This window comes from Nitrosomonas sp. Is24 (genome assembly GCF_033063335.1).
Lineage (GTDB): Bacteria > Pseudomonadota > Gammaproteobacteria > Burkholderiales > Nitrosomonadaceae > Nitrosomonas.
On sequence record NZ_JAWJZG010000001.1, the window covers coordinates 2,339,045 to 2,355,295 of the forward strand.

Annotated in this window: 12 protein-coding genes; 4 read left to right on the plus strand and 8 right to left on the minus strand. The window is 47.6% G+C overall.

Features of this window, described 5'->3' with window-relative positions:
* Positions 1-183: 183 nt before the first annotated feature.
* Positions 184-408: a (2Fe-2S)-binding protein gene (locus R2103_RS10840; RefSeq protein ID WP_317531413.1), complete on the minus strand. Its 225-nt coding sequence runs from the start codon at positions 406-408 to the stop codon at positions 184-186.
* 294 nt (positions 409-702) lie between these two features.
* Here R2103_RS10840 and R2103_RS10845 point away from each other — a divergent pair, with 294 nt between their 5' ends.
* Entirely contained in the window at positions 703-2,082 is a 1,380-nt protein-coding gene (locus R2103_RS10845; protein WP_317531414.1) for an L-serine ammonia-lyase, read from the plus strand.
* A 167-nt stretch (positions 2,083-2,249) separates the two neighbouring features.
* On the opposite strand, the gene R2103_RS10850 is transcribed toward R2103_RS10845, so the two are convergent.
* Positions 2,250-3,605: a DUF3422 domain-containing protein gene (locus R2103_RS10850; protein ID WP_317531415.1), complete on the minus strand. Its 1,356-nt coding sequence runs from the start codon at positions 3,603-3,605 to the stop codon at positions 2,250-2,252.
* 549 nt (positions 3,606-4,154) lie between these two features.
* Here R2103_RS10850 and R2103_RS10855 point away from each other — a divergent pair.
* A complete protein-coding gene (locus tag R2103_RS10855; RefSeq protein ID WP_317531416.1) occupies positions 4,155-4,526 on the plus strand; it encodes a patatin-like phospholipase family protein in 372 nt (123 codons plus the stop codon).
* A gap of 7 nt (positions 4,527-4,533) precedes the next feature.
* Here R2103_RS10855 and R2103_RS10860 read toward each other — a convergent pair whose 3' ends face one another.
* A complete protein-coding gene (locus tag R2103_RS10860) occupies positions 4,534-5,763 on the minus strand; it encodes an IS256 family transposase (protein WP_317531417.1) in 1,230 nt (409 codons plus the stop codon).
* A 36-nt stretch (positions 5,764-5,799) separates the two neighbouring features.
* On the opposite strand from R2103_RS10860, the gene R2103_RS10865 reads away from it, so the two are divergent.
* A complete protein-coding gene (locus R2103_RS10865; protein ID WP_317531418.1) occupies positions 5,800-8,400 on the plus strand; it encodes a hypothetical protein in 2,601 nt (866 codons plus the stop codon).
* Between the two features lie 231 nt (positions 8,401-8,631).
* A complete protein-coding gene (locus tag R2103_RS10870; protein ID WP_317531419.1) occupies positions 8,632-9,093 on the plus strand; it encodes a hypothetical protein in 462 nt (153 codons plus the stop codon).
* A 117-nt stretch (positions 9,094-9,210) separates the two neighbouring features.
* On the opposite strand, the gene R2103_RS10875 is transcribed toward R2103_RS10870, so the two are convergent.
* The 5 genes from R2103_RS10875 to R2103_RS10895 all read right to left on the minus strand — a co-directional run bounded on the left by R2103_RS10875 (position 9,211) and on the right by R2103_RS10895 (position 16,232).
* A complete protein-coding gene (locus tag R2103_RS10875; RefSeq protein ID WP_317531420.1) occupies positions 9,211-9,687 on the minus strand; it encodes a hotdog fold thioesterase in 477 nt (158 codons plus the stop codon).
* 115 nt (positions 9,688-9,802) lie between these two features.
* Positions 9,803-11,221 carry an HDOD domain-containing protein gene (locus R2103_RS10880; protein WP_317531421.1) on the minus strand — a complete coding sequence of 473 codons (1,419 nt, stop codon included), beginning with the start codon at positions 11,219-11,221 and terminating at the stop codon, positions 9,803-9,805.
* A 332-nt stretch (positions 11,222-11,553) separates the two neighbouring features.
* Positions 11,554-12,981, minus strand: coding sequence for an HDOD domain-containing protein (locus tag R2103_RS10885; RefSeq protein WP_317531422.1), 1,428 nt, complete (start codon positions 12,979-12,981; stop codon positions 11,554-11,556).
* Entirely contained in the window at positions 12,978-14,618 is a 1,641-nt protein-coding gene (locus R2103_RS10890; RefSeq protein ID WP_317531423.1) for a putative bifunctional diguanylate cyclase/phosphodiesterase, read from the minus strand. Before R2103_RS10890 ends, R2103_RS10885 begins: the two co-directional genes overlap by 4 nt.
* 414 nt (positions 14,619-15,032) lie before the next feature.
* Positions 15,033-16,232 (minus strand): acetyl-CoA C-acyltransferase, encoded by a 1,200-nt coding sequence (locus R2103_RS10895; protein WP_317531424.1) that lies wholly within the window; start codon positions 16,230-16,232, stop codon positions 15,033-15,035.
* Positions 16,233-16,251: the final 19 nt, after the last annotated feature.

Below are 16,251 nucleotides of genomic sequence, written 5' to 3' on the forward strand. Positions count from 1 at the left end.
AGTAAAACCACGAATAGTCATATCATGAGTGAGTGCAAAATTATTTTTGCAGTGCTTACCCGATTCGCGGGTAAATATTATTATTAAAATGCAATGAATTGAATAACTAACCCGGATTCACCAGCAAGATTCCACAATCAGCCGGGAAATCCTTATTGCGCCCAAACTATTCTTGGATTTCCCTCAGATTGCTGTTTCGCACACGCAAGTTGATTGAGGAGTAAAATTTTGCAGCTGAGATTTCTGCACCAATGTTTGATCCAGAACCTCTTTTGCATGGCACGCGCACAGACCACATTGCTCCGTTACTCCCAAGCTGGCTTTTAAGTCCCTCATCCGGCCCGCGCCTTGATAAATTGCTTCACGCAGCGCGCTTTCGGTTACACCTTTGCAGATACATACGTACATTTTAAATACCTTGCGATCTATATTTAAAAAATTCTCGTCTTACAAATAACGATCTAATGATCATTAATAATGAGAATGATTCTTAATTATACCCATTTCTTTATGAAATGCAAGATATCCAGCAAACCAGCTATTAAGCAATATAAAATACCCGATAGTCAGTCCTATCTTGGTTATCAACAAAAATTTGTTGAGTCGGTGCAAGACATATAGCATACTTACTGCGCTTCGATTTTCAGTACGCACTTTCCGCGGAACATCACTCAGATCCTCTAAATTTTCACAGGCAATTTAATGTTTATCAGCGTTCTTGATCTTTTCAAAATAGGTGTAGGCCCCTCCAGTTCGCACACCATGGGTCCCATGGTTGCAGCCAAGGATTTTCGCGGCCGCGTTCAGACTTTTGTCACCAGTCATCCAATTCCGGATTTCCTGCAAGTACGCTGTACTTTGCGCGGATCATTGGCGTTTACCGGGAAGGGTCACGCCACCGACCGCGCGGTGACTTTAGGCATGCACAATCACACCCCGCAAGGACTGGCCAAATTGGATGTAAATGAGCTGTTCCAGAAACTCTGGCAGCAAAATAAGCTGCCGATCAACGAATCGATCACCGTTCATTTCAATCCACCCGAAGACATTATTTTCGATCGTGGCGAGCCATTGCCGGAACATCCGAACGGTATGATTTTTCAGTTACTGGATGGAACCGGCAAGACGCTGCTGACAGAAACTTATTTCTCAATCGGCGGCGGTTTCATCTCCACTTTGTCCGAGATTGGTCAGATCGTTGCGCCAATCAAAATGGAAGCAACCAGTTCGTGCGGTTTTCCTTTCGATTCCGCTAATCAAATGATGAAAATGTCCGCCGACAGCGGTCTATCGATTGCCGCCATGAAACGCAGCAATGAGCTTGAACGCATGAATGAAAAAGCATTGAACGACGGTCTGGACGCCATCTGGGACGCGATGCACACCTGCCTGGAAAAAGGTTTGGTGGCCGAAGGCCGGTTACCAGGCGGGCTTAACATCAAACGGCGCGCGCACGCTTTGTATCTGCAATTGCAAAACAATCCGCAAAAAGCCAACTTGAACGATTGGCTGTGCGCTTACGCCATGGCCGTCAATGAGGAAAATGCAGCAGGACATATGGTTGTTACCGCACCGACTAACGGCGCTGCGGGTGTCATTCCGGCGGTGATTTATTATGCGGTCAAACACGAAGGGGCAACGCTGGAACAAGTACGCGATTTCTTATTGGTGGCCGGTGCGATTGGTGGTTTGATCAAGCACAACAGCTCGATTTCCGGCGCCGAAGTAGGTTGTCAGGGCGAAGTCGGTTCTGCTTCCGCGATGGCAGCCGCCGGTTTATGCGCGATCAAAGGCGGCTCGACAGCACAAATTGAAAATGCCGCGGAGATTGCATTGGAACATCACTTGGGTATGACTTGCGACCCGGTAGGCAGCCTGGTGCAGGTACCCTGTATCGAACGCAATGGCTTCGGTGCGATCAAGGCGTACACTGCGTCATCATTAGCAATCCGCGGCGATGGCCAGCATTTCATGTCGCTCGACAACTGCATTGCCGCAATGAAACAAACTGGATTGGAAATGTCGGTGAAATATAAGGAAACATCGCTCGGCGGATTGGCGGTCAGCATCACCGAATGCTAGGGAAACGCTGATTAATTCGGCGAACGAGATGAAGCACGAGGCGCACGGAACACAGCAACCGAGACATCTCTACAAGATAGGCAAGGGAGCGAGTACCGCGCAACGAAGTGATTCGCTCGTGTAGTCAATTAATCAGCGTTCTCCTAGCATCGGGCAAATTGCACCGCTCACTTATCCCGGTGCAATTTGCCAATCACTGAACGCACACCGCGCACGACAAAGTAAACGGCGAGAACAACGAACGGGATCGCGATGCCGGTCAACAATTCGACGTTGATGTCCTGCCCCGCCGCCTTCAGCGCTTTCAGTCCGTAACCGACGATGCCCAGCAGATAATAGCTCAACACCACCACGGACAAGCCTTCCACCGTTTCTTGCATGCGCAGTTGCACGTGCGCCCGATTGTCCATGGATTTCAGTAAGTCCCGGATCTGCCCTTCCATCGACAAGTCGACACGGGTGCGCAATAACGCCGACGCACGCCCCAAACGGGTCGACAGCGTTTCCAGCTTGGTATGCACCAGCTCGCACGTCCCCATCGCCGACGACAGCCGCTGGATCATGAATTCCTGCAGCATCTGTAACCCTTCGATACGCTCCTCGCGCAACTCGGTGATGCGCAATTTCACGATATCGTAATACGCTCTAGAAGCATTGAAGCGGTGACTGGTGAGCGCCGACAAACGTTCGGTTTCCGCCGCCAGCTGGGTCAATTCATTCAGCAAGCTCTGCTCATCTTCGATGCAGGTCAGTCCGGCGCTGTTTGCGGTCAATTCGGCCAGGCGCTGATCGGCACGCGCTAGTTGCGGTATGATCTTACGCGTGACGGGCAGCGGCAGCATCGCCAGCATGCGGTAGGTTTCGATTTCCAGCAAACGCTGCACCAGCCGCCCGACCTGACGGCTACGCAAGTTGTCGTCATGAATCAGAATACGGCCAAAATTGTCGGCATGAATCTGGTTATCGCTCCATACGCTGGCCGCGCCGCCCGCCACCTTGGAGCCGATCACCGTTCCGGAAGCGAATAAATTCACCAGTTCATGCAAACTGCGTTTGGGACGCGAACGGTCTTCCAGCGCGATATGCGTCGCCACCAGCAACTCACCCGGCAAACGCGCCAGCCAATCCTGCGGCACATACGCAACCGCGGGATGCTCAAACGGCGTGTCAAACGGCTTGGCGCGATAAATGGTATATGTCGAGTATTCGGTATGCCGCTCCCAGCGCAGGCGAAACTCGCCGCAATCCGCGCTGAAATCGTTTTCGTGCGCATTCGGCGGATCGATGCCGTAGCGCGTACATAACTCACCCACCAATTGACGCTCCTGATCGACCCGGTCGCGTTCCGACAACAAGACCAAATGCGAAAGCTCAAATGGCGGCGCCAGCAACTCATACGCCACTGCATTCAATTCGGCATGCAAATCCTGCCGCTCTGGATATTCCGGAATCGCCAGCAATTTTTCTTCGGCAAGCACACCTAGTTCAGTGGCAACGGATGACAACGAGGCAGGGGAATCCATAACAATAGCCCGACTAAATATAACGAGCCTGTAGCATACCGAATTTTTATGACCCGCAAATGAATCTTTTGTGGAATGATTGCAGAGGAATGGGTTTAAAGCAGCAGAAGCTGTACCGCGCACCATAAAAAAAGATCAACGCTCAAAGAACGTTGATCGACTAACATTCAGGAAGATACTACGTACTACGCAACGAGTCTAGCACGGCAATTGTGAAGGTTTTGTGAGAGTAAGAATGTCGAAGAGTCGGCATGGCAAGACAGACTCGACGCAGGAAAATAAATTAACATGAAATCTTGTGCGCGCCTGACCGTCAATTTAACAGATCGAGTGCTATAATTTCTTATAAATCAACATATCAATGAATAAAATAACGCATATCTGGAATGGTTAATTGGAGCTGACTAATAGACAAATTCGGCCGCCTCAGACTCTTGTAACTCAGGATTGCCATATTGATGCCGGCATTATGCAAACAAAGTTCACAGAACAGGTTACTGTTTTTTTTCCAAAATCTCAATTACGAATACTCAAAGGAGTATTGAAATCATGGCGACAAAATTTAAGGATGTACTGCAAGAAGAAAAAGACAAAATCGGTAAGAAAGAAAAGCTAATCGGATTGGCTTTTTCGGGCGGCGGGATACGCAGTGCAACTTTTAATTTAGGCGTCATACAGGCACTCGCCAAGAAAAAGCTTCTGCATAAATTTGATTACTTATCCACCGTATCCGGAGGCAGTTATATCGGATCGTGGTTGACATCATGGGCTTATCGTGAACAACAAAATGCTCCACAGTGGAGTGGAATCGAGAAAGTACAAAATAAGCTTAACGACAAAACCGACCTAAATCAGAATAAAGCTGAGCCTAGTGAAATATCGTGGTTGCGTCAGCACGGGGGTGTCCTAGATTTTGTGTAAACGGCGGTTAATAATGCCGAGGCATTCTTTCGTTAAATTGAATAGTAAACCTGTTTAGTGCCGGTTTCCAATCTCTTAGTGGCATAGACCATTTTTTGGCGATATTGCTGAGAGCCAAATAAAACAATTTGATCACGGCTTCATCGTTGGGAAACGATCCACGGTTTTTGCTGACTTTGCGTAGGCTCATATTGACTGACTCAATCGCATTAGTGGTATAAATGATGCGCCGTATCTCAGGCGGGTAGTCGAAGAATGGAATGATGCGTTGCCAGTTATTGCGCCAAGATCGGGCGATCGGTGGATAAGCATAGTTCCATTTATCTTCAAAGTCGGCTAACGCGTGTTCAGCCTCATCAATCGTGGCGGCGCTGTAGACCAAACGTAAATCAGCAGCTACTTCCTTGCGTTTATTCCAGCTGACGTAGTTGAGACTATTACGAACCATGTGCACGATACAGAGTTGTACAATGGCATGTGGATAGATGGTTTCAATCGCTTCGGGAAAGCCCTTTAAGCCATCGACACAGGCGATAAAGATATCTTGCACGCCACGATTTTTGAGTTCAGTGACAACGCTGAGCCAGAACTTGGCACCCTCGGTCTGAGCAATCCATAAGCCCAGTATTTCTTTATGGCCCTCCATGTTAATGCCGATCGCCAGGTAAATCGCTTTGGTACGAACGCTACCAGCGTCACGAACTTTGGTATGGATACAATCGAGATAGATCACAGGATACACCGCATCGAGAGGCCGGGATTGCCACTGCTTCACTTCATCCATTACGCCATCAGTGACCGTAGAAATGAGCGTAGGCGATACTTCTGTGCCATACATTTCAGTGAGGTGCTGTTGGATTTCACGCACTGTCATGCCACGGGCATACAGCGAGAGGATCTTGTCATCAAAGCCCGCCCAGCGGGTCTGATGCTTGGAAATGATCAGAGGCTCGAAGCTGCCCTCACGGTCACGGGGGATCTCGATGGGTAACTCACCGAATTCACCTTTCAGGGTCTTACGGCTTTTACCATTTCTGGTATTGCCAGTGGCATTGACTACCGTTTCGTGCTTATCGTGACCGAGATGCTCGGCCATTTCTGCTTGCAAGGCACGTTCAACCAACGCTTTGGTGAGTTGCTTGAGAAGACCATGCTCACCGATTAAATCTTCTGGCTTTTTGTAATCGGCCAGCAGGCTATCAATTAAGCCGGCTGGCAGGGGTTTGGGTGTGGTCATTTTTGCTCCAAAAATATATAAACAGTTTCCTGCAATATGACCATTTACACAAAATTATTTACACCTCCGTCAGCCAGTAACTATCTGACTCCCCGGAAAGGTCTTCTTTCTCTCGATACGTTAACCGATCTGACCTATCATTTCAGAAACGTTTTTTTATCCAGCGTGGTTATCGGCTTGTTTGTCTTCGGTACAATGTCGCTTTTCTCAGGAATGATGCTTTTAATTGAAGAATACCAGCATCAATCAATTGCAGGAATTGAGCTCTCTCAAATAGCTCTTATTTTGGATTTAGCTTTTGGATTTTTTGCGACAGCAATAGTTTGGTTTCGCTTACCATTGGTGGCTGGCGTGCTCAAGAACCAACCGAATGAGACTCTCTCCGACAAGAAATTCACTGTAAAAATTATTGCAATTTTGGCAACTATCTTTTCAATATGCTTAGGTATGTGGGGAACTCAGATCACTGCAAATGCCCCTCTCCTCTGGGGGATAATCTTAAGCAGTACCTATGCTTGCGCAGCTTCGATTGGAATAGATTTTGCAAAACACTGCAAACAGAAAATTGATGCAAAAGTAAACTGGGTGTGGCTTCACTGGTGTGCAGTTCTAGGAGCGATACCGATACTCGCATTAGGATATGTCCTTCCTCACTTACCCGGCTGGATTCATGAGATTTTATTTGGTATCGGCATCGCGGAAAAACAAAGTCACTCGGTCTGGTTTTTAGCTGGAATTATATCCCCCATCGTCTGTTTATTATTGGCCTTAGCGATCTCAATTCATCTTGGGATTACTGGTAGAGCAATTTCCTCTGAAGCCTATTTCTGGGTTAGCCGCGTTGCAGCAAAAATGGCTCAATATTCACTAATTTTTGCACTCCCCGCAGTATTATTTCTTTTTTTCCCTCCTTTACTTGACTGGACAGAAGCTATATTTACGGTGGGAGGTATTTTTGCATTATTCGCAATAATTGTTCGATGGCTTGCAGCAAGCACGACAACAGGCTCGAATAAGAACAAGCAAGCTGATTGGAAAGAAAAATTGACTGAAGGTATAGTTTCTATCGCACCATTTATTCTGGTATTTGCTCTATTGGGATTTGTATCTTTGGGAGTGCGCACTGCCTTTGAAAACGATTCACCTCCCAAATCTTTTACTGAAAACCTAAAAAAATTTCAACTCACATGTCACGAAAATTCAACACCAGTCACAGAATTATTAGTCCATCAGTTATTAGTTCCTCAGGAAAATGCTAAAGCAATTACATTCAAAACTCTCAGAGATGGTCTTCAAGGATATTATTATTTTGAAACAGTAAATTGCATTCCATCTTTTAAAGATTATTTCCAATTGAATATTCTTGCCTTGAATTCCATAAGTTTATCTGCGCCTTTCGTATGGGGATTATTTGCAACTGCAATCGCGATATTCTTAGCACTACAAATTAATGCAAACCTATTTTCGATGCATACCTTCTATCGCAACCGCTTAACCAATGCCTATCTAGCTGCCAGCAACAAGACCGATACAAATGGCGCCTCCATCATCAGAGATGCCGATATTGGGGTTCATGCCACTGATGCGATTAACTTAAAAGATTTAATTGATATTAAGCCCTATCTTATTGTGAATACGACGCTAAATCTCGCCGGAGAAAATAATGATCTGGCTTGGCAAGATCGAAAAGCTGCATCTTTTATAATGTCTCCCCTCTACTGCGGTTACGCACTTGATGGCACGAGAAATCCATCGGAGGAATGCTTCCAAAAAACAGAATCTTATGCCTCTAAAAACAGGGCAGCTTATGAGGAAGAGAAAGAAAATCCACCCAATGAATATTTTCTTAAATTGGATTTGGCTATGACCATTTCAGGCGCAGCGAGCAGCCCATTGGGTGGTTTTCATACCAAGCCGGGGGTCTCGATGTTAATGGTCTTGGGAGGTGCTCGCCTTGGCTGGTGGTTATCTAATCCGCTTAAAGAAGAGTGGTGGCAAGGTCAGGATAAAAGATGGCAATTTTCTTCGGACACACCATTGTTAACCACACTTTACAAAGAAATGTCGAGCGATGCTAATGAAAAAGAAAAAAAGATCTACCTAAGCGATGGCGGACATTTTGAGAATCTCGGCATTTATGAATTGGTACGCCGCCGCTGTGCTTTAATTGTGGTCAGCGATGCCGGCGAAGATCACTTGTTTAATTTTGACGATCTGGCCAATGCGATCCATAAGATCCGGGTAGATTTTGGCGTGGAAATCGAGATCGATGTTTCTGAGCTTCGTCCGAAAAAAATACCTGGGGATGATGGCTCAGAAAAATTCTCGGCAAAAAGTAGATTCAGTTCCAAAAACTTTGTCATTGGAAAAATCAAATACGCCAGTAGCGCAAAAACAGAATTCAAGAATGAGAAAGACGGAATATTGATTTACATGAAATTATCGTTTCCGGTATCAGCGGAATCACGTGCAATTGATGTCTTAAATTATGCTGCACTGAACAACCAATTCCCGCACGAATCAACACTGGATCAATGGTTCAGCGAAGAGCAATTTGAAGCGTACCGGCAAATAGGTTACTTAATCGGAGAAGATGCTGCTCAACTTATCGATGCAAAATTAATCGAGATGACTTGATTGATCTATAGTGACTTGCAGTAACTCAGATTTGATCTCACAGTTACTCCCGACTTGAGGAATGACCGGATCAAATCTGAACTACCGTGAGTTGCTTAGAATCTGTTAACTTTAACCTTTCCGCGATCAGTACAATTTTCGCGGCGATCTGTGTATCATAAGCCCGAATACTTCCGGTCTTTGATGCATTCCGATTTTTTAACCGATAAACCAGATCAATAAGGAAAAACGATGGGCGCTATTTTCTTTTATATTTTTATCTATTTCATTGGATACTACGCTTCCAATGTGCTGAACATGCTAACGGTACGACCACTGGTCACCAACCGCTACATGGCAGCATTGGTGCCGGTTTACGGCTTTGCGTTTGGGCATGCCTACATGGTCGTCACCAAACCGCTGCCGGCAGGAGCGGACATCTCGATGGAATACGCGTTGCTGGTGTTCATCACGCTGCCAGTTGTGGTGGTAACCATGGGTGCGGCTTATTTCATGTGGAACAATAAAGGTAAAGAAGAACACGCAGACAATCAGTCCGCAGCCAATAACCAGGAATCTGCGGAAGCTGTTACCGCCGAGGCCGCTGGCGATAGTGGCGAACCAAGAACGGAAAATCCAGCCGGTACTGCCGGATCATCCGATACACCATCCGCGGCAGACAGCCCTAAGAACAAAGACAGCAAGGACGCTTAGGAACATTTACGCTGCACACATTGTTGTTACGTCTGCCATTAAAAAACCCTCATACTTGCAACTCCGGTGTGAGGGTTTTTTAATGCAACCGGTTACCGGTCGATCCGGCAAAACATTTTATGATTCCCTGTCGACGATCACATGTTCCTTCTGCGCGCTGAGTGTGCCTTGGTCAATAATCGCCAGCGTTAAACGCGAAATCGCCACGCGTTTGCCGGTGGATTCTTCGACAATATCCGTCTGCCAGACTTGGGTACGGCGGCCGGTGTGCAACGGTGTGCAAATGCCGATGACATGGCCTTTGGTCACGGCGCGAATGTGATTAATATTCAACTCCAGCCCGACCGCGCGATACTTTTCCGGATCGATAGTCATCCAGCCGGACACGCTGCCAAGCGTTTCCGATAGCACGCAACTGGCGCCGCCATGCAAAATCCCGAACGGTTGCGTGGTGCGTTTGTCGACCGGCATGCGCCCTTTCAGAAAATCCGGTCCGAGCTCGGTGAATTGAATACCGATATGCTCGCCCATGTTGGCGTTGCGCAATCCTTCCAGATAATCGACGGTATAGTCTTTAAACCAAATAGCACTCATGAAACGTTTCCTTTGTATTGTTTTGGCAATACCGGATTATAGTGCAAGGAAGATGACTGGCGTCACATCTATGACGATCGGCACAGCCTGGAACTGAGGCTCCGGCTGTATCCGTTCATTTCATCAGTGCTTTCATCAAATAATTTCTGAGCATGACCAGCGAAGAGAATTCCCGCGGCCTGATCACACGCGTTTGCCCGGCCCGCCAATCGGCGTATATTATGCCGATGGTGCTGTTATTGAAGACCAAGGGCAGCAAAATGAAAGAACGGGCATCCGGCAGCGTTTTTCTGAACCAAATGGGTATCGTGGTTTCCCTGCTTAATGCGACATCCTGAATAAATACATCGGCTTTCTGACGCAGCGCCAAGTGAAACACATCGGCAGCATATTTTCTGGAGAAATAGAGATCCGCCATTTTTTCCGGCCGCAGATTGCCAACATATAGTCCGGCTTTGAATTCTTCGTCATCGCGGAAAAAGGCGATCACCCGGTTAAACCCCATGCTGTCATGAAGCACCTCCAGAGTGATACTGAGAGCGCTTCTAAAATCGATCCCCCGGCCCAGCGCGATACTCAACTGCAGCAAACCGGCTGCAATCCGCTTGCGGGATCTGTTCCACTCGTCATTCATTATCTCCGTATCGGAATGCGCGGCGGACTTACCGGTTTTATTCTGTATCGATTCGATGGATCGCCAGATCACTTCATGCGGAATCAGGAGCGACTCGCTATGATGTGAAATGAAATTTTTCAGGATGTGCGGACTGATATTATTCGCTAATAATGCCGCCATTCTTTTCGAGAAACCGGCCATCGTTTTCACCCAACCGGTAGAGCCCAGTCCATCAGCCTTACTGAGCGAGGATAGATCGCTTACCGTGCTGGAAATTTTCGCTGGTAACTGCCAATCCTTGGCGATTTCATGCGATATTTCATCGATGGTCATACCGATCACTTCCAGTGCGGCACTGTCTTCACGGGTATGATCACCGCCGCAAACTTGCTGGATTCTTGCCCATTCCTCGGGAAAATAAAAAACCAGAATCAAGTGCCCAAGATGGTGCAATTGCGTGCAAACAATCGCCTCTTCACCGTTTGCGACGTTCGATTTCGATACGATGCTCTTGGCAATATCGCTCGCTAAGAATGCTTTCTCCAGCTCGGCATATACCGTGCTTGATGCTGCTTTTGCTGCCGATGGGGTATCGATGGTGCGAACATTGTGTGCAATGCTGGTAATCGTATCCAATCCGAGCACCGCGATGGCATGAGAAATGGTGGTAATTTCTTGATCAGCCTCGGCGTACATGCCCGAATTAACCAGTTTGATGATTTTCTGGGTTAAGGTGAAATCGCTTAAAATGGCATTGGCAATGTCGGCAATATTTCTCTCTTCTTCGTATATCAGTTGCCTAAGGCCCTGGATTGATTTCGACAGTGCCGGAAAATCCCCTTTTTCACTGATTCTTCTTTCGAGTAGTGCAAAAAAATTAGCTTTACTGAGCTCAAATGTTGAAGTTAATGTCGTCATGCTTTGTAATTTTTTTCAGAGATTTAGAATCTTCCGGTTCATCAAGCCCGCATTTACAGTCATTCCAGGAAAAATCCTACACTTCCCGCTGTAGAGTTCATCGAATGACCGGTTCAGGCTAAAATATTCGAAACCGCCGTGTTTACTAAATTAATTGCAATGCGGTGTTAACGAAATATAATCGTTTAACTTGAGCTTAAAAGCTGTTGATTTAGGAATTTTTATCAGAAAATACTGACAGTATGCTGCTTACAATTTTGACCGGTATGGATTTCTGGCAAGACTTTTCAGAAGGGGTAGGAAATAGCTTAGGAAGGAATACGATCGGACCGCTATTTTCTTTTTATCAAGGCTCTCATCAAGTAATCCCTCAGCACACCCATCGATGAGAGCTCGCTGGGTTCGATCCGACTGGTTGTTCCCGCGCACCAGTCCGCGTAGATCAAACCGATAGCTTTGCCATTGAAAACCAACGGCAACAGGATAAAGGCATCGACATCCGGCAAAGTTTCCCTTAACCATGCCGGTATACTGGAAGAGGATCGGGTGGAAGCAACATCCTGGATAAATACGTCCGCTTTATTGGCAAGGGACAGATGGAACACATCGGCTGCGTATGCTTCGGGAAAAATCAATCCGGGTAACACTTCCGGTACGCCACTGCCGAACCCGACTTTGGCTTTTAACATACCGGCATCGCGAAAGAAAGTAATCACACGGTTAAAACCCATGCTCACGTACAACGATTCAAGAGTCATGCTCAATACGACATTGAAGTCTGTTCCCTGCGCCAGCGCCATCTTGAGTTCACGAATACTGACAGCCAGACGTTCGCGCGAGTCATCGGGTTTACCAATGGATTTTCCGCTTTCCGGAATACCGGAAAATTCAGCAGCTGTCTGCTGCGCCAAATCGACCGATTCAGCGAGATCCTCGGTAGAAATCAGTAATGATTCGCTATAACGTGACACATACTGCTTTAAATCATCCTCGTTGCACTGATGCGCTAATAGCAATGCAACGCCACTGGCAAAATTGGCCATTACCTTAAGCCAATCGGACGAACCCGGTATGCTGATTTCCGTGAAGTTTGCCGAACTGATCATGCAGTGGGATATTTTCTTGGGCAGACACCAGTTCCTGGCAATTTCCTGAGAAATTTCATCAACGGATGCTCCGGTTACTTCCCGCGCCGCGTCGTTCTCGCTTATCACGTTACCCTGCGCGATTTCTTGAATCCTGGACCATTCATCAGGTAAATAAAATACCAGCATCAGACGGCCAAGATGATGCAGCAACGCGCATACGACTGCTTCTTCGCCGTTCACCATATTCATTTTAGTCACAACATTGCGGACAATATTTCCAGCCAATATCGCTTTTGCCAGTTCCCTGCGCGCTTCGTCCGATACCGGTGCGGAAGCGGAAAGCGTATCGATGAAACGGATACTGAGGGTAATATGCGCTATGGTATCGATGCCAAGTACGACCGCGGCTTGGGTGATGGTGGTAATTTCCCCGCCCATTCCGGAATACATGGCGGAGTTGGCCAAACGGATCACTTTCTGGGTCAAAGTGAAATCATTCAGAATCACACGGGCAATATCGGCGATATTTTTATTTTGATCGTGCATCAACTCATCTAGATGCTGCACGGATTTTGCAAAGGCAGGGAAATCACCTTTCTCGCTCATGCGCTTTGTCAACAAGGCAAAGAACCGATCTTTACTGTTTTCAAGCTCAGGAGCAGATTCCGTCATGCCATGTATTTCTCTTTAAATGCATCCGAGTGCACCGGCCTGCCGGTCAAATAGCCTTGCACCAGATTGCATCCCTCTTGCTTCAAGAAACCCAGTTGCGCATCATTTTCCACACCCTCGGCGACGACCAGCAGATTCAATCCTTCCGCCAGACTGAGAATTGTGCCGACAATCGCCATATCTTCCGCGCTGTTCACCACGTCATCCACAAACGACTTATCAATCTTCAACACGGATAGCGGAAATCTCTTCAAATAAGCCAATGAGGAATAACCGGTGCCGAAATCATCAATGGCGATTTTTACCCCCGCTGCATGCAGTTGCGTCAAAACCGCCCCGGAACGCTGCGGATTTTCCATCAATACACCTTCGGTGATTTCAAGCATCAGATTACCCGGCAATAACCCGGATTCATCTAATGCTTTATGGATCATATCGAGAAAATCCTCTTGCACAAATTGGCGCGGGGATACATTGACGGAGATATAAAAATCTTTAAGGCCAGCTACCTGCCATTGTTTAGCTTGATAGCACGCACTGCGCAAAGCCCATGCACCGAGAATTTTTATCAACCCGCTGTTTTCCGCCAAGGGAATAAATTTCATCGGTGAAACAAAGCCCCTGCTTGGATTCTGCCATCGCATCAACGCTTCCGCACCTTTCAATTGACCGGTTTGCGTACAAAATATCGGTTGATAGTGCAGCATGAACTCACCATTCTCGATCCCCTCGTACATGGCCGATTCCAGCGATAAATCGCTTCTTTCGGTATCATCAACCTGATCGCTATAAATTCTCCAGTAATTCTTACCTTGCGCTTTCGCTCTGTACATCGCCATTTCGGCATTCCGGTACAAGAGCGAAGCGTCTTGGCCATGTTCCGGATACATGGAAACACCCAGACTGGCACTGATATGCAGGGTATGTTCGCCAATGCGGAAAGACCGCTGCATCGCGGCTAAAATCTTCCTGGCAATCAATTCGATATTTTCCCGCCCCGCACTCAGCATGATCATGGAAAATTCATCATCACTGACACGCGCCACCGTATCGCTGCGCCGCACGCAATTTTGCAGCCGCTCCGCTACAGCTTTAATCAGCTCGTCACCGATACTGTGTCCCAGCAAATCGTTAATTTTTCTATAACCATCCAAACTCAGCACAATCAACGACAAGACATTCTTTTCCCGCTGCGCCGTTTGAATGTTCATGGCAATACGATCGTCGAGCAAGACTTTGCCCGGCAATCCGGTCAAGACATCGTGCGTGGAGAGGTAAACCAGGCGGCTTTCGCTATCCTTCCAGTGCGTAGCGTCAAATGCCGCGATAAGATATTTATCCTCCGGCAACGCATGCATGTAACAATCAACCCAAACCGGCAATACACGCTGCCGCAGAAGACGGCAGATGAAAGTTTGTTTCTCACCGCTCTGCTTGGCTTTTTCCCGCGCCTCGGCAAACAATGCCATATCTTCAGGTTGAATGAATAATTCAATAGATTCTTGCAGTAACTCTGCCGGTAATTGCAAAAATGCCTGCGAAGGTTTGGATGCTTGTTCAATGACGCCGTGCGTATTTATGCACACCGCAAAGTCACTGACACAGGAAAGCAAATCGAAAGAGGCATGTGGATTCACTATAAAACAACCTCCAAATAGCGATAATCTGATTTAGTACGGAAACTATTGTGCAATCGTTCATCCATTGCAGACTGTTACAAAACGCATGCGTATCATCAAATTTTTACAAAACAACCGGAATACCCATACAGTGAACTGATTGTTACGGCTTACTAATGACTTACTTGAGGTTTCGCAGGAATGCGCAGAGGCTAATCGAGAAAAGAATGGATCGTGAAATAAGCAGAGCGATCTGCTTTAAGAAAAAAAACAGCGAGGATTACGCTGTTCCGGTTCCCTTGGGCTGAGAAAAAACCACTACCTGCTCTGGCATAGCAATTAGTGTGAACCGTTGCCGTTCCTTGCGCAGGTTTTTACGAAGATCGATCTATGCCATAAGCGATGATAAGCAGCTTTCTGTTATTTCCAGCATTAAAGCGCTTCAAACACACCGGCTGCGCCCATGCCACTGCCGATACACATGGTCACCATGCCATATTTCAGTTTATGGCGGCGCAATCCATGCAGCAAGGTTGCCACCCGGATAGAACCGGTTGCTCCAAGTGGATGGCCCAAGGCAATCGCTCCACCCAATGGATTCACTTTGCTGCGGTCCAACCCCAGATCGTGAATCACGGCGAGGCTTTGTGCCGCAAACGCTTCATTCAATTCGATCCAATCCAGGTCGTCTTGTTTGATGCCAGTTTGCGCCAATACTTTGGGAATCGCTTTGATCGGCCCAACACCCATAATTTCAGGCGGCACACCAGCAACCGAGAAACCGATAAAGCGGCCGAGCGGCGATAGGTTGAAACGCTTCAATGCAGCTTCGCTCATCAGCACCACCGCACCCGCGCCATCAGACATTTGCGAACTATTGCCCGCAGTGACCGATCCTTTTGCCGCAAACACCGGTCTCAATTTCGCCAAAACCTCGGCATTAGTGTCGGCACGCGGCCCTTCGTCGGTATCCTTGACCGCAATCTCCTCATGCACGGTATGCGTAATCAAGTCCGGCCGTTTTTCATCGACGGTATAGGCTGCAATTTCATCTTTAAACTCACCCGTCGCGATTGCCTTTATCGCCCGCTGATGACTGGTCAGGGCAAATTCATCTTGATCCTCGCGCGAAACCTTCCATTGCTCCGCCACCTTCTCGGCGGTCATGCCCATGCCATAAGCAATCGCGACATTTTCCTCATGTTGGAACATCGCCGGATTCATGGAAACTTTGTTACCCATCATCGGCACCATGCTCATGCTCTCGGTACCGCCGGCAATCATCACATCGGCTTCGCCGAGACGGATACGGTCCGCCGCCAGCGCAACCGATTGCAGACCGGATGCGCAAAAACGATTCACCGTCATCCCCGCGACACTGTTCGGCAAACCGGCCAGTAACAGCGCCACGCGTGCGACATTGATGCCTTGCTCCGCTTCCGGCATGGCGCAACCGACGATGACATCGTCAATCGCGGCTGGATCGAGTCCTTCACACTGTTTCATCACCGCGTGCAGCACATGCACCAGCATGTCATCGGGACGCACATTCTTGAACATACCGCGCGGCGCTTTTCCAACCGGTGTACGTACGGCAGCGACAATATAGGCTTCTTGCGTTTGCTTGGTCATAGGATTCTCCGTGAATCGT

Coding starts and splice junctions, on each gene's coding strand:
- R2103_RS10850 (WP_317531415.1), bottom strand. CDS start 3,605: ATGGATTCCCCTGCCTCGTTGTCATCCGTTGCCACTGAACTAGGTGTG.
- R2103_RS10875 (WP_317531420.1), bottom strand. CDS start 9,687: ATGAGTGCTATTTGGTTTAAAGACTATACCGTCGATTATCTGGAAGGA.
- R2103_RS10865 (WP_317531418.1), top strand. CDS start 5,800: ATGACCATTTACACAAAATTATTTACACCTCCGTCAGCCAGTAACTAT.
- R2103_RS10860 (WP_317531417.1), bottom strand. CDS start 5,763: ATGACCACACCCAAACCCCTGCCAGCCGGCTTAATTGATAGCCTGCTG.
- R2103_RS10845 (WP_317531414.1), top strand. CDS start 703: ATGTTTATCAGCGTTCTTGATCTTTTCAAAATAGGTGTAGGCCCCTCC.
- R2103_RS10840 (WP_317531413.1), bottom strand. CDS start 408: ATGTACGTATGTATCTGCAAAGGTGTAACCGAAAGCGCGCTGCGTGAA.
- R2103_RS10880 (WP_317531421.1), bottom strand. CDS start 11,221: ATGACGACATTAACTTCAACATTTGAGCTCAGTAAAGCTAATTTTTTT.
- R2103_RS10895 (WP_317531424.1), bottom strand. CDS start 16,232: ATGACCAAGCAAACGCAAGAAGCCTATATTGTCGCTGCCGTACGTACA.
- R2103_RS10855 (WP_317531416.1), top strand. CDS start 4,155: ATGGCGACAAAATTTAAGGATGTACTGCAAGAAGAAAAAGACAAAATC.
- R2103_RS10870 (WP_317531419.1), top strand. CDS start 8,632: ATGGGCGCTATTTTCTTTTATATTTTTATCTATTTCATTGGATACTAC.
- R2103_RS10885 (WP_317531422.1), bottom strand. CDS start 12,981: ATGACGGAATCTGCTCCTGAGCTTGAAAACAGTAAAGATCGGTTCTTT.